Genomic DNA, 12,741 nt, shown 5'->3' on the forward strand with positions numbered 1-12,741 from the left:
TAATAAAGATGGTTATATTAGGACTAGGTGAGTCTGTTACCCGTAAATAGAAGTGATGTTTGGCATTGCTGGCAACGGTAGGTTGCTTGCTGGCGCTGAACTTTATTGTGTCTGCGAATAGACAGCGGATACACCGTGCATTGGCAACGGTATTCAAATGTTTTGCCCTGAACGGAGGCGATTTCAAAATTATGGGTAGTTTTGGCAGTTACGCCAAATACAGACTCCATGGTATGACGCCACTCTTTACCGTGTGGAGGGACTCGGCCGTAGACTTGATAGGTGATCAGATGAGCGATTTCGTGAGGAATCACCTCTTCAAGAAAAGCGAGCTTGTTTTCAGAAAAAAGAATAGGGTTAAGGCGTATTTCATTCAATTGCAGATAGGCTTTTCCTGCGGCTTTACCACGCAATTTAAAACTTAACATTGGTATAGAAAATGGGCGTTGAAAGGCGTGTTCGGCTAGGCGGATACAATGTGCGATCTTGCGTTTTGCTGCGTATGTGTACTCTATATCTAACATTATGACCTTGAAATAAAAAACGCCCCAGTTAGGTTCCGGGGCGAATAATAACATCTTGCAAGGTTTAGGGATGATGTTTTTTCTTAATGGTCGCGTGGTAGGCATGCCAAGTTCCGTAGCCAAGGATTGGCATGGTAAACAGCATACCAATTCCATAAGTTGCGAAACCGATCAGAATGCCACCGCAGATGATGGCGGCCCAGACGATCATTGCTGGGATATTAGACTTCACTGCATTAAAGCTGGTGAAGACCGCCGTCATCATATCTACTCTGCGCTCCATCATCAGTGGAATTGAAAAAGCGGAGATGCTGAAAATGACGCACGCGATAACAAAACCAACCAATGAGCCAATGACAAGGAAGGGCAGAAATTCCGTCAATGGCGCTCCCTGAACAGAAGGGTAGAGAGCATGTAACAGCGCCGCAATGCGCATCCAGAAAATCATGGCCACGGCAAGCAATACGGCGAACGCCCATTGTGATGAGGAGTTGCGCCCAATCGCTTTCATAGAATGAAGTAAACTGGCGTGATGGCCTTTTTCTCGCTCCCAGCTAGCATCATACAATCCAAGTGCCAAAAATGGGCCGATCAGCATATAGACCACCAGACTGGGCATGACGACAAGGTGAGTACCTTGCCATTGAACCAGCAATACAATACCAATGGCGGCGCCCATAAAGCACAAGCCATAGAAAGCACTGATTAAGGGCATGCGAATAAAATCATGCAACCCTAAAGCTAACCAATGGAATGGTGCAGAAACACTTAATTGGTTGCAGGGAACTGTCCTTGCATATTCATGGTCTGGTACGTCTTTTTGTTTGTTGTGTAAGTCTGAGGGATTTACCGTGCGAGGCATATAATCCTCCTTGATCGATTCTCGTTTTATACCCACTTATAACAATGGGTATGTGGGATTCGATGCTCTGCTTACAACTGTCTGGCTGAGTAAAGCTGTGCATCAATACTGTTAGGCAATATTCGCTGCCCACAAGCACAGAGATATGCTTGTTAATATATTGTTAACTATTGATGCGATGACAAGAAAATACAAATTTATTGTGTGATTTTTGTGCTACTAATAAAAAGCCCTCGTAGATACGAGGGCTTATTTAAAATGCTAACAAACTGATTTAATTATTTTAAACCAGCAAAGTCACGTAGTAGCTCAGCTTTGTCTGTTGCTTCCCAAGGGAATTCTTCACGACCGAAGTGGCCGTATGCTGCTGTCTTCTTGTAGATAGGCTGAAGTAGGTTCAGCATTTCTTGTAGTCCGTAAGGGCGCAGATCGAAGTTCTGACGAACCGCTTCAACGATAATATCGTGAGAGACTTTTTCCGTACCGAAGGTTTCAACCATGATAGACGTTGGATCAGCAACACCGATTGCGTAAGACAGTTGGATTTCACAACGGTCAGCCATGCCAGCAGCAACGATGTTCTTCGCTACGTAACGTGCAGCGTATGCAGCAGAACGGTCTACTTTCGATGGATCTTTACCAGAGAATGCACCGCCACCGTGACGCGCAGCACCGCCGTATGTATCTACGATGATCTTACGACCAGTTAGACCACAGTCACCCATTGGACCACCGATAACGAAACGACCAGTTGGGTTGATGAAGAAGTTAGTGTCTGTGTTGATCCACTCAGAAGGTAGTACTGGTTTGATGATCTCTTCCATTACCGCTTCACGTAGGTCAGGCGTCGAGATTGAGTCACAGTGCTGCGTTGAAAGAACAACCGCGTCGATACCAACAATTTTGCCTTGGTCGTACTGGAAAGTTACCTGAGATTTAGCGTCTGGACGCAACCAAGGTAGTGTGCCGTTTTTACGTACTTCTGCTTGCTTTTGAACAAGACGGTGAGAGTAAGTAATTGGTGCTGGCATTAGGATTTCAGTTTCGTTAGTTGCGTAACCGAACATGATGCCTTGGTCACCTGCGCCTTGCTCTTTAGGATCAGATTTATCAACACCTTGGTTGATGTCTGGAGACTGCTTACCGATGGTGTTTAGTACAGCGCACGAGTTTGCATCAAAGCCCATATCTGAATGAACGTAGCCGATTTCACGTACTGTTTCACGAGTTAACTCTTCGATATCAACCCAAGCTGAAGTTGTGATCTCACCACCGACCATAACCATGCCGGTTTTTACGTAAGTTTCACAAGCAACACGTGCTTTTGGATCTTGTTCTAAGATGGCATCAAGAACAGCATCAGAGATTTGGTCTGCAATTTTATCTGGATGGCCTTCTGAAACAGACTCAGAAGTAAACAGGTGCTTAGCCATGAGAGCTCCACTTTAAGTTTTGGTTATAACGACTGATTGAATGGCTCAATCGTTTAAAAGACATTTAAATTGTAGGTGTTTCTACATCTAGACGTCTATTCTAGTTTTCAATGCTCGAATTACAAGCTCTTTTTTATTGTGGGTTATAACCAAACGTTTGCTTATTGGTGGCCAAATTATGAATAAATTCAATAATTGTGGGTAAAAGTGCAGAAATGGAAGGTATTGAGTCAGGTAAATCGTTTGCAGTGGATGAATTGCTTTGAGACAATACCGCGCGCAATATTTCCGACTAATTTCGCTTTCGCAATTTAGGAGCAGGCATGTCTTCTCGTAACGTTCTTTCTAATAAAGAGCTCGCTAATGCGATTCGTGCTCTAAGCATGGATGGTGTTCAACAAGCAAACTCTGGCCACCCAGGTGCCCCTATGGGCATGGCAGATATCGCTGAAGTTCTTTGGCGTTCTCATTTAAACCATAATCCAGCAAACCCAGAGTGGGCGGATCGCGACCGTTTTGTTCTATCAAATGGCCATGGTTCAATGCTGATTTACTCTCTACTTCACTTAAGTGGTTATGAGTTGTCTATCGACGACCTGAAAAACTTCCGTCAGCTGCACTCTAAGACGCCCGGTCACCCAGAGTATGGCTATGCACCTGGTGTTGAAACAACAACGGGCCCACTAGGTCAAGGTATTACTAACGCTGTGGGTATGGCGTTGGCAGAAAAAGCGTTAGCGGCACAGTTTAATAAAGAAGGTCACGACATCATTGACCATCACACCTACGCCTTTATGGGTGATGGCTGTCTGATGGAAGGTATCTCACACGAAGCATGTTCTCTAGCAGGTACACTCGGTCTAGGCAAACTAATCGCATTTTGGGATGACAATGGTATTTCTATCGATGGTCATGTTGAAGGTTGGTTCTCTGACGATACGCCTAAGCGTTTCGAAGCTTACGGCTGGCATGTAATTCCTGCTGTAGATGGTCACGATGCTGAAGCGATCAATGCTGCTATTATCGCTGCGAAAGCAGATCCGCGCCCTACGCTGATCTGTACTAAAACGATCATCGGTTTTGGCTCGCCAAACAAATCAGGTTCACACGACTGTCACGGTGCACCATTAGGTGCGGAAGAAATCGCAGCAGCGCGTGAGTTCTTAGGTTGGGAACACCCAGCATTTGAAATCCCTGCAGATGTATACGCAGAGTGGGATGCAAAAGCAGCGGGCGCTGAAAAAGAAGCGGTTTGGAATGCTAAGTTCGAAGCGTACGCAGCGGCTTACCCAACAGAAGCGGCTGAGCTTAAGCGTCGTCTAAACGGTGAGCTGCCTGCTGAATGGGAAGAAAAAGCAAACCAAATCATTGCTGATCTTCAGGCAAATCCAGCAAACATTGCATCACGTAAAGCCTCTCAAAACGCACTAGAAGCGTTTGGCCAAATGTTGCCAGAATTCATGGGTGGCTCTGCTGACCTAGCACCTTCTAACCTAACCATGTGGTCTGGCTCTAAGTCAGTATCTGCTGAAGATGCGTCTGGTAACTACATCCACTACGGTGTACGTGAATTCGGTATGACCGCGATCATGAACGGTATTGCACTACACGGTGGTTTCGTACCATACGGTGCAACGTTCCTAATGTTTATGGAATACGCTCGTAACGCAATGCGTATGGCTGCTCTGATGAAAGTTCAGAATATCCAAGTTTACACGCACGACTCTATCGGTCTTGGCGAAGATGGCCCAACTCACCAGCCTGTTGAGCAAATGGCGTCATTACGTCTAACGCCAAACATGAGCACATGGCGTCCATGTGACCAAGTTGAGTCAGCAGTGGCTTGGAAACTTGCAATTGAGCGTAAAGATGGCCCGACATCCCTTATTTTCTCTCGTCAGAACCTTGCGCAGCAAGAGCGTGACGCTGAGCAAGTAGCGAATATCGCGAAAGGTGCTTACGTCTTGAAAGATTGTGCAGGTAAGCCAGAGCTTATCCTTATCGCAACAGGTTCTGAAGTTGAACTAGCGGTAGAAGCAGCCGCTCAGCTAACCGCTGAAGGTAAACAAGTACGCGTTGTTTCAATGCCATCAACAGATGCATTCGACAAGCAAGACGCAGCTTATCGTGAAGCAGTATTGCCATCAGACGTTACAGCGCGTATCGCTATCGAGGCGGGGATTGCTGACTTCTGGTATAAGTACGTTGGCTTTGGTGGCAAGATCATTGGCATGACGACATTCGGTGAGTCTGCTCCAGCGGGCGAACTGTTCAAGATGTTCGGCTTCACTACTGAAAACGTCGTGAGCACAGCTAAAGATCTTCTAGCTTAATACTCTTCATACTTGAAGCTGCAGCGTTGTTAACTGCGTAGCTGTAACTCCAATTATTTTGAGGATTAGGAAATGAAAAAACCGAGCCAAGTGGCTCGGTTTTTTGTGCCTTCAAGCAGAGAGTAACCGGTGATTACTCAAACTCATTGCCCCAGTTTTCTTTCTCTTTGTGACCACACACTTTACAGGTGACGTATCTGTCCATGTCATAGTAGTGGCCGCCATTAATAAAGGTATGAGCCATTAATTTGATTCTACCTAAAAGAGAAGTATCCGTGTCGTAGCTGCTGGTCTTTCTTACAAGCACTTCACTATGAGGCGTTTCTTGATTGCATTGTTTACAAAAGTGAGTCGCTGGGAATCCAGACATGGTCATTTCCTTTGGTTGATAAAACTAATGAGATAAACAGCCAACAAGAAACACACTCACCACATTGTTATTATGCATTGATTTTTCATTAGTTATTAATGGTATAAATTTATAAATTGGGGAGAGATCACTAACTGGATGCGATTTGGTCAGCTATCGGGTAGTATTTGTGACACGAAAATCATGTAAGGCGATGGAATCATGCTAAAAGTTGCAATCAACGGATTTGGACGTATTGGTCGCAATGTTCTCCGAGCAGTTTACGAAAGTGGTAAGCATCAGCAAATTAAGGTTGTTGCAGTCAATGAACTAGCGCAGCCTGATGCAATGGCACACTTATTACAATATGACACCAGTCATGGACGATTTGGCAAGAAGATCTCCAATGATCAGGAGCATATCTACGTACACCACGAAAGCGGTGAGTTTGATTCAATTCGAATTCTGCACTTAGCCGAAATTAATTTACTGCCATGGCGTGATTTAGATGTTGATTTAGTACTTGATTGCACCGGGGTATATGGTTCTCAAGCTGATGGGCAAGAACACATTGATGCCGGTGCAAAGAAAGTGCTGTTCTCACACCCTGGTGCGAATGATCTTGATAACACCATTATTTACGGTGTTAACCATGACACCTTGAAAGGTGAACACCGTGTTGTGTCAAACGGTTCATGCACCACCAACTGTATTGTCCCGATAATCAAAGCGCTTGATGATGCGTTTGGTATCGAATCTGGGACTATCACCACAATCCACTCTTCGATGAATGATCAGCAAGTGATCGATGCGTATCATAGCGACCTTAGACGGACGCGTGCAGCCAGTCAGTCGATTATTCCCGTAGACACGAAATTGCATAAGGGTATTGAAAGAATTTTCCCGAAATTTTCCAACAAATTTGAAGCTATTTCGGTGAGAGTTCCCACAGTAAATGTTACTGCGATGGATTTAAGTGTCACAATTAGTACAAATGTGAAAGTTAATGACGTAAATCAAACCATTGTTAACGCATCTCAGTGTACATTACAGGGCATTGTTGACTATACTGAAGCGCCGCTTGTTTCTATCGATTTTAATCATGATCCACACAGTGCGATTGTCGATGGAACACAAACCCGAGTGAGCAACGGACAGCTGGTTAAAATGCTAGTTTGGTGCGATAACGAATGGGGTTTTGCAAATCGAATGCTGGATACAGCGTTGGCCATGCAAGCTGCGGAGTAAATGGGACTTGGAAAATGTTTATTTTAAACCTTGAAATAAATATTCTTTCCCCCATATCTAAACTCAGTTGAATGAATTTAAAGGCTTGGCAGGGTTGCCGGGCTGTTCAAAACTTTATTTTTTAATATTTGAGAGGACAAATCATGTCTGTAATCAAGATGACTGACCTGGATCTAGCAGGTAAACGTGTATTCATCCGTGCTGACCTAAACGTACCAGTAAAAGAAGGCAAAGTGACTTCTGATGCACGTATCTTAGCATCTCTACCAACTATCAAGCACTGTCTAGAAGCAGGCGCTAAAGTTATGGTTACTTCTCACCTAGGTCGTCCAACTGAAGGTGAATATGCAGAAGAGTTCTCTCTACAACCTGTAGTTAACTACCTAAACGACGCACTAGATTGCGAAGTTAAGCTAGCAAAAGATTACCTAAATGGCCTAGAGCTAAACACTGGTGAGCTAGTTGTTCTTGAAAACGTTCGCTTCAACAAAGGCGAGAAGAAGAACGAAGAAGAGCTATCTAAGAAATACGCTGCACTGTGTGACATCTTCGTAATGGATGCATTCGGTACAGCTCACCGTGCACAAGCGTCTACTCACGGTGTTGGTATGAACGCACCTGTAGCATGTGCTGGCCCTCTACTAGCTGCTGAACTTGAAGCACTAGGTAAAGCAATGGATAACCCAGAGCGTCCACTAGTTGCTATCGTTGGTGGTTCTAAAGTTTCTACTAAACTAACTGTTCTAGAGTCTCTATCTAAAGTTGCTGACCAGCTTGTTGTTGGTGGTGGTATCGCAAACACGTTCATTGCAGCTGAAGGCCACAATGTAGGTAAGTCTCTATACGAAGCAGACCTAGTTGAAACTGCTCAGAAGCTAATGAAAGAGTGTTCTATCCCAGTTGCGACTGATGTTGCATGTGCGAAAGCATTTGATGAGAACGCAGAAGCTGAAATCAAGCACGTTTCTGAAGTTGCTGACGACGACATGATTTTCGACCTAGGTCCTGATTCAACAGCGGCACTAGCTGAAATCATTGGTAACGCGAAAACTATCCTATGGAACGGTCCTGTAGGTGTATTCGAATTCAAGAACTTCGAAGCAGGTACTAAAGGTATCTCTGAAGCAATCGCTCAGTCTGCAGGTTTCTCTGTAGCAGGTGGTGGTGACACGCTAGCGGCTATCGACAAGTTCGGTATTAAAGCTGACGTTTCTTACATCTCTACTGGCGGCGGTGCATTCCTTGAATTCGTTGAAGGTAAAGTACTACCAGCAGTTGCAATGCTTGAAGAGCGTGCTAAGTAATTAAACGAAAAGCGGGCGAAGTGATTCACCCGCTTTCTTGTTTGCTGCACATCACACTTTTTTTTTGCTAGAATAGCGCGAGTTGTGAGCAAACGTTTGCAAGAATTTAAACTTAACAAGTTTTATTTTTAAAACGACAGATAAATAGGATTACATCCATGTCTAAGATCTTCGATTTCGTAAAACCAGGTGTTATCTCTGGTGATGACGTACAGAAAGTTTTTGAAGTTGCTAAAGAAAACAGCTTCGCACTTCCAGCAGTAAACTGTGTAGGTACTGATTCAGTAAACGCAGTACTTGAAGCAGCTGCAAAAGTTAAAGCGCCAGTTATCGTTCAGTTCTCTAACGGCGGTGCTGCTTTCTTCGCTGGTAAAGGTCTAAAACTTGAAGGTCAAGAAAATCAAATCCTTGGTGCTGTAGCTGGTGCTAAATACGTTCACGCTGTAGCTGAAGCTTACGGTGTGCCTGTAATCCTACACACAGACCACGCTGCTAAGAAACTTCTACCATGGATTGACGGTCTACTAGACGCTGGCGAAGAGTTCTTCGCGCAAACTGGTAAACCACTATTCTCTTCTCACATGATCGACCTTTCTGAAGAGTCTCTAGAAGAGAACATCGAAATTTCTGCTAAGTACCTAGAGCGCATGGCTAAAATGAACATGACTCTAGAAATCGAACTAGGTTGTACTGGTGGTGAAGAAGATGGCGTAGATAACTCTGATATGGACGCGTCTGAGCTTTACACTTCTCCAGAAGACGTTGCATACGCTTACGAGAAACTAAACGCTATCAGCCCACGTTTCACTATCGCAGCTTCTTTCGGTAACGTACACGGTGTATACAAGCCAGGTAACGTTGTTCTGACTCCAACAATCCTACGTGACTCTCAAGCTTACTGTGCAGAGAAATTTGGTATTGCACCAAACGCTCTAAACTTCGTTTTCCACGGCGGTTCTGGTTCTAGCCTTGAAGAAATCCGTGAGTCTATCGGCTACGGTGTTATCAAGATGAACATCGATACAGATACACAGTGGGCAACTTGGGACGGTATCCGTCAGTTCGAAGCTGAAAACCACGATTACCTACAAGGTCAAATCGGTAACCCAACTGGTGAAGATGCACCAAACAAGAAGTACTACGATCCACGCGTATGGCTACGTGCTGCTCAGTCTTCAATGGTTACTCGTCTTGAGCAAGCATTTGCTGACCTTAACGCAATCGACGTACTATAATTCGTCTGAATTGAGTTTTAAAAACCCGCTCTTAGGAGCGGGTTTTTTTGTATCTAGAGTCTGTTTAGAAATTCAGACATACCCACGAATGCGCAGAAAACGCTAGCGAAATGTAAGGACTTTGCGTAATCTTGTAACGATTTTTTTCGCTTCTGAAGCTAACTATTTGTTTTATATAGTTTGCGAAATTCTGACTTTGCAAATTATGTAAAATAAGATATTGTGCCAAAAAACTGGCGTATGTTCAGAAAACCAATAAGGCAGTAAGCCTAAATCAGGCAGAAAATGCATTTTGATTCATAGAATCGTTTATATTTGAGGATACTAATTATGGCAGCAGAATCTGGTGTGGATACCACATTAGTTGATGGTCTAGCTAAAGCAGAAACTTGGCTTACCAACAATTCAGATCTACTTATTCAGTACGGTGTAAATATCATCTCAGCAATTGTTATTCTGTTTATCGGTAACATCATTGTGAAGATGGTAGCGAATAGCATTTCAAGAATGCTTGAAAAGAAAAAAATGGACAAAGCCGTTGTTGAGTTTATTCATGGTTTAGTTCGCTATCTTCTATTTGTTATCGTACTTATCGCGGCACTAGGCCGTGTGGGTGTTCAAACTGCATCTGTTGTTGCTGTAATCGGTGCGGCAGGTTTGGCAGTTGGTCTTGCGCTACAAGGTTCACTATCTAACTTTGCAGCGGGCGTTCTAATCGTTGCTTTCCGTCCATTTAAGTCTGGCGACTATGTTGAAATTGGTGGCGTCGCAGGTTCTGTTGATGCAATCCAAATTTTCCAAACGATTCTAAAAACACCAGATAACAAAATGGTAGTTGTGCCTAACGCTTCCGTTATTGGTGGCCCAATTACTAACTATTCTCGCCATGAGACTCGTCGTGTTGATCTAGTGATTGGTGTTTCTTACGGTGCTGATCTTAAGCAAACTAAAGAAGTAATTCGTGAAGCGCTAGAGAAAGATACTCGTATTTTGCAAGAGCCTGGTATCCAAATCGGCGTACTGGCACTGGCAGACTCTTCTGTAAACTTTGTTGTGCGCCCTTGGTGTAAAACAGCGGATTACTGGGATGTTTACTTCGATTCAACTCAAGCGATCAAAGAAGCGCTTGATGCAGCAGGTATCGAAATCCCATTCCCACAAATGGATGTTCACCTAAATAAAGTTGAAGCTTAATTAGGTAGAGTAAAAAGAAAAGCGAGGCCAAGAGCCTCGCTTTTTTATATCTCAAAGATAGGGTTGGTGAGCCGAGTTAAGACTTGTTGTAGTGCGGTTCCTGATATTCCAATTGTTGCTTCGGGATCTCCAGGCGTGTAAAGCAGCTCTCTGTGCTGGTACAAGCGTTTATCGACAATAAGTGGGATCTCTTCAGGTAGCCCAAAAGGACACACTGCGCCAGGTAAGCAACCGATAACCTCTGTCATTTCGTTGTTCCCACATATCTCAGGTTTCTTACCAAGAAGTTGTTTAATGGTTTTACTTGCTAAACGAGAATCTTTATCCGTGAGAAACAATGCATAACCACTTCCTTTCAACTTAAGAAATAAGCTTTTACTGTGCGTTCCCGTCCATCCCAATTGTGCAGCCACTCGTTCATCAGTGGCGAAGTCAAGAATGGGTTCGTGTCGCCATTCTTTAAATTCGATACCAATACCTTGTAGTAATTTCAGGTTGAATTGGTATATGTCATTAACCTTTTCCATGTGTTTTCCTGAGCTAGTGAAACAACTGTGTGATTAACATTGTGGCGATGATAAACATCATAATACCAACAGCAATGTCGATAGTTTTCTTTACGATAGGTTGAGACAGCTTAGGAGCGAGTTTAGCGGCACCAATAGATAAGGTATAAAACCACACAAAAGATGCCATGATTGTGCCTATCGCAAAAGCAATACGATCGGCACCTTGGTATTGTCCTCCAATAGAGCCAAGGATCACGACAGTATCTAAATAAAGATGTGGGTTTAATACGGTGACCGCTAATGCACCCAGTATGACAACCTTACGTCCTTTAACGCTATCTGTGTTGTGTTGTTCTGAATCAGTGTGTGGTTGAAGTGCACTATAAAATGACAGTACGCCATAGCCACTAAGAAATGCAATACCACCGATGGTGACAAAGGTCAGCAGGGTTTCATTTTGAGATAAAAGTGCTCCGCCCCCGAACACCCCAAGAGAAATAAAGAGTACATCAAGGACACTACAAACCGTTGCTGTTGTCAGGTGGTGGTTTCGTTTGATCCCCTGATTAAGTACGTAGGCATTTTGTGCTCCAATTGGAATGATCATACTGGCACCTAAGCCAAACCCTTGTAATAAAACCCACCAACTCATGCTGATTTTTCCTCAATGTCATGACTATTTGCATCAAGATAATGAGAAATTCTTGATAAGTATAATTAATGATATTTATGCTATATAAGATGTTCTAATGTACTGGAGTGGATGATGAGAGGATTAGATTACAAGTGGATAGAAGCACTTGATGCGGTTGTTGAACAAGGTGGATTTGAGCGTGGTGCGGAAGCATTGTTCGTGTCGCAATCGGCTATCTCTCAACGGATAAAACAATTAGAGAGATTTTTAGCTCAGCCTGTTTTAGTGCGAGAGCAGCCTCCGCAACCAACACACATTGGAAAGAAGTTACTTGGCTTATATCGTCAGATCAAACTGTTAGAATATGAGCTCCTGCCAGAGTTAAACAACTTAGATACTACAAAGCCTGTGCAGCTTTCAATTGCAACAAATGCCGACAGCTTAGCTACGTGGTTGTTGCCTGCAATCGAACCTGTGCTGCAACATCATCAAATAGAGATTGCATTAAAGGTCTATGACGAAAACCGTACCATCGATAAGCTAAAAAGTGGTGAAGTTGCGGGAGCAATTAGTTTGCAAGCAACGCCTTTTTCCGGTTGTGATGCAGAATATTTGGGAACCATGAATTACGTTTGTGTTGCTAGTCCGAGTTTTGTCGAACATTACTTTCCTAATGGCATGAATAGAGAGGCAGTCAAACGTGCGCCTGCGGTATCGTTTGATCAGTATGATCTCATGCACACCCAATTTCTCCACGAACGTTTTGGCATTCAAAGAAATAGTGTCATCAACCACACTGTGGGGAGTTCTGAGGCATTTGTAAAATTGGCCGTCGCGGGATTGGCTTACTGTTTAATCCCGGAAATACAGATTCGTAGTGAGCTTGAAGGTGGCGAATTGGTCAATATCGCTCCGGATTACTGTATCTCGCATAAAATGTACTGGCATCACTGGCAGTTAGAAACTGGTATTTTATCCGAGATCACAGATGCTATTTTGAGTTATGCGCGTGCGACCATGGCAAAGTAAACTCAGTCAAAATTGTGTTAGTTTGCCTACCTATGGCTAGTCAAGCGACAGAGCAGGCCTATTATGTAACTAAGTGAATTGTATAAG

General features: G+C 43.7%; 12 protein-coding genes. 6 read left to right on the forward strand and 6 right to left on the reverse strand.

Annotation, left to right across the window (positions count from 1 at the left end; all coding sequences use genetic code 11):
• Nucleotides 1-23 precede the first annotated feature (23 nt).
• The 3 genes from ACQEXU_RS18325 to metK form a co-directional block, all read right to left on the reverse strand.
• Nucleotides 24-524, reverse strand: coding sequence for a SprT family zinc-dependent metalloprotease (locus tag ACQEXU_RS18325; protein WP_427011850.1), 501 nt, complete (start codon nucleotides 522-524; stop codon nucleotides 24-26).
• Nucleotides 525-588: 64 nt separating this feature from the next.
• Entirely contained in the window at nucleotides 589-1,386 is a 798-nt protein-coding gene (locus ACQEXU_RS18330) for a DUF2189 domain-containing protein (protein WP_427011851.1), read from the reverse strand.
• A 278-nt stretch (nucleotides 1,387-1,664) separates the two neighbouring features.
• A complete protein-coding gene (gene metK / locus ACQEXU_RS18335; protein WP_367987372.1) occupies nucleotides 1,665-2,819 on the reverse strand; it encodes a methionine adenosyltransferase in 1,155 nt (384 codons plus the stop codon).
• A 323-nt stretch (nucleotides 2,820-3,142) separates the two neighbouring features.
• On the opposite strand from metK, the gene tkt reads away from it, so the two are divergent.
• Complete coding sequence (gene tkt / locus ACQEXU_RS18340) at nucleotides 3,143-5,152, forward strand: transketolase (RefSeq protein WP_427011852.1); 2,010 nt, start codon at nucleotides 3,143-3,145, stop codon at nucleotides 5,150-5,152.
• A 133-nt stretch (nucleotides 5,153-5,285) separates the two neighbouring features.
• Here tkt and ACQEXU_RS18345 read toward each other — a convergent pair whose 3' ends face one another.
• Complete coding sequence (locus tag ACQEXU_RS18345) at nucleotides 5,286-5,522, reverse strand: hypothetical protein (RefSeq protein WP_367987370.1); 237 nt, start codon at nucleotides 5,520-5,522, stop codon at nucleotides 5,286-5,288.
• A 201-nt stretch (nucleotides 5,523-5,723) separates the two neighbouring features.
• Here ACQEXU_RS18345 and epd point away from each other — a divergent pair, with 201 nt between their 5' ends.
• The 4 genes from epd to mscS all read left to right on the forward strand — a co-directional run bounded on the left by epd (nucleotide 5,724) and on the right by mscS (nucleotide 10,482).
• Nucleotides 5,724-6,749, forward strand: coding sequence for an erythrose-4-phosphate dehydrogenase (epd, locus tag ACQEXU_RS18350; protein ID WP_427011853.1), 1,026 nt, complete (start codon nucleotides 5,724-5,726; stop codon nucleotides 6,747-6,749).
• A gap of 143 nt (nucleotides 6,750-6,892) precedes the next feature.
• Nucleotides 6,893-8,053 carry a phosphoglycerate kinase gene (locus ACQEXU_RS18355; protein ID WP_427011854.1) on the forward strand — a complete coding sequence of 387 codons (1,161 nt, stop codon included), beginning with the start codon at nucleotides 6,893-6,895 and terminating at the stop codon, nucleotides 8,051-8,053.
• Between the two features lie 158 nt (nucleotides 8,054-8,211).
• A complete protein-coding gene (fbaA, locus tag ACQEXU_RS18360; protein ID WP_427011855.1) occupies nucleotides 8,212-9,288 on the forward strand; it encodes a class II fructose-bisphosphate aldolase in 1,077 nt (358 codons plus the stop codon).
• Between the two features lie 330 nt (nucleotides 9,289-9,618).
• Nucleotides 9,619-10,482 (forward strand): small-conductance mechanosensitive channel MscS, encoded by an 864-nt coding sequence (gene mscS / locus ACQEXU_RS18365; protein ID WP_427011856.1) that lies wholly within the window; start codon nucleotides 9,619-9,621, stop codon nucleotides 10,480-10,482.
• 44 nt (nucleotides 10,483-10,526) lie between these two features.
• Here the strand turns inward: mscS and ACQEXU_RS18370 are convergent, their stop codons facing one another.
• Nucleotides 10,527-11,009: a YbaK/EbsC family protein gene (locus ACQEXU_RS18370; protein ID WP_427011857.1), complete on the reverse strand. Its 483-nt coding sequence runs from the start codon at nucleotides 11,007-11,009 to the stop codon at nucleotides 10,527-10,529.
• Nucleotides 11,010-11,022: 13 nt separating this feature from the next.
• The gene (locus ACQEXU_RS18375; RefSeq protein WP_427011858.1) at nucleotides 11,023-11,643 is read right to left on the reverse strand and encodes a LysE/ArgO family amino acid transporter; all 621 of its coding nucleotides are present in this window, start codon (nucleotides 11,641-11,643) and stop codon (nucleotides 11,023-11,025) included.
• A 114-nt stretch (nucleotides 11,644-11,757) separates the two neighbouring features.
• On the opposite strand from ACQEXU_RS18375, the gene ACQEXU_RS18380 reads away from it, so the two are divergent.
• Nucleotides 11,758-12,654, forward strand: a complete 897-nt coding sequence (locus ACQEXU_RS18380; RefSeq protein WP_427011859.1) for a LysR family transcriptional regulator ArgP — start codon at nucleotides 11,758-11,760, stop codon at nucleotides 12,652-12,654.
• Nucleotides 12,655-12,741 lie beyond the last annotated feature (87 nt).

The organism is Vibrio sp. TRT 21S02, assembly GCF_050113675.1.
In the GTDB taxonomy this organism is placed as follows: domain Bacteria; phylum Pseudomonadota; class Gammaproteobacteria; order Enterobacterales; family Vibrionaceae; genus Vibrio.

What these genes read in the sequence shown, in the direction of transcription:
- ACQEXU_RS18325 (WP_427011850.1), bottom strand. Translation starts at nt 524, where the DNA reads ATGTTAGATATAGAGTACACATACGCAGCAAAACGCAAGATCGCACAT.
- ACQEXU_RS18330 (WP_427011851.1), bottom strand. Translation starts at nt 1,386, where the DNA reads ATGCCTCGCACGGTAAATCCCTCAGACTTACACAACAAACAAAAAGAC.
- metK (WP_367987372.1), bottom strand. Translation starts at nt 2,819, where the DNA reads ATGGCTAAGCACCTGTTTACTTCTGAGTCTGTTTCAGAAGGCCATCCA.
- tkt (WP_427011852.1), top strand. Translation starts at nt 3,143, where the DNA reads ATGTCTTCTCGTAACGTTCTTTCTAATAAAGAGCTCGCTAATGCGATT.
- ACQEXU_RS18345 (WP_367987370.1), bottom strand. Translation starts at nt 5,522, where the DNA reads ATGTCTGGATTCCCAGCGACTCACTTTTGTAAACAATGCAATCAAGAA.
- epd (WP_427011853.1), top strand. Translation starts at nt 5,724, where the DNA reads ATGCTAAAAGTTGCAATCAACGGATTTGGACGTATTGGTCGCAATGTT.
- ACQEXU_RS18355 (WP_427011854.1), top strand. Translation starts at nt 6,893, where the DNA reads ATGTCTGTAATCAAGATGACTGACCTGGATCTAGCAGGTAAACGTGTA.
- fbaA (WP_427011855.1), top strand. Translation starts at nt 8,212, where the DNA reads ATGTCTAAGATCTTCGATTTCGTAAAACCAGGTGTTATCTCTGGTGAT.
- mscS (WP_427011856.1), top strand. Translation starts at nt 9,619, where the DNA reads ATGGCAGCAGAATCTGGTGTGGATACCACATTAGTTGATGGTCTAGCT.
- ACQEXU_RS18370 (WP_427011857.1), bottom strand. Translation starts at nt 11,009, where the DNA reads ATGGAAAAGGTTAATGACATATACCAATTCAACCTGAAATTACTACAA.
- ACQEXU_RS18375 (WP_427011858.1), bottom strand. Translation starts at nt 11,643, where the DNA reads ATGAGTTGGTGGGTTTTATTACAAGGGTTTGGCTTAGGTGCCAGTATG.
- ACQEXU_RS18380 (WP_427011859.1), top strand. Translation starts at nt 11,758, where the DNA reads ATGAGAGGATTAGATTACAAGTGGATAGAAGCACTTGATGCGGTTGTT.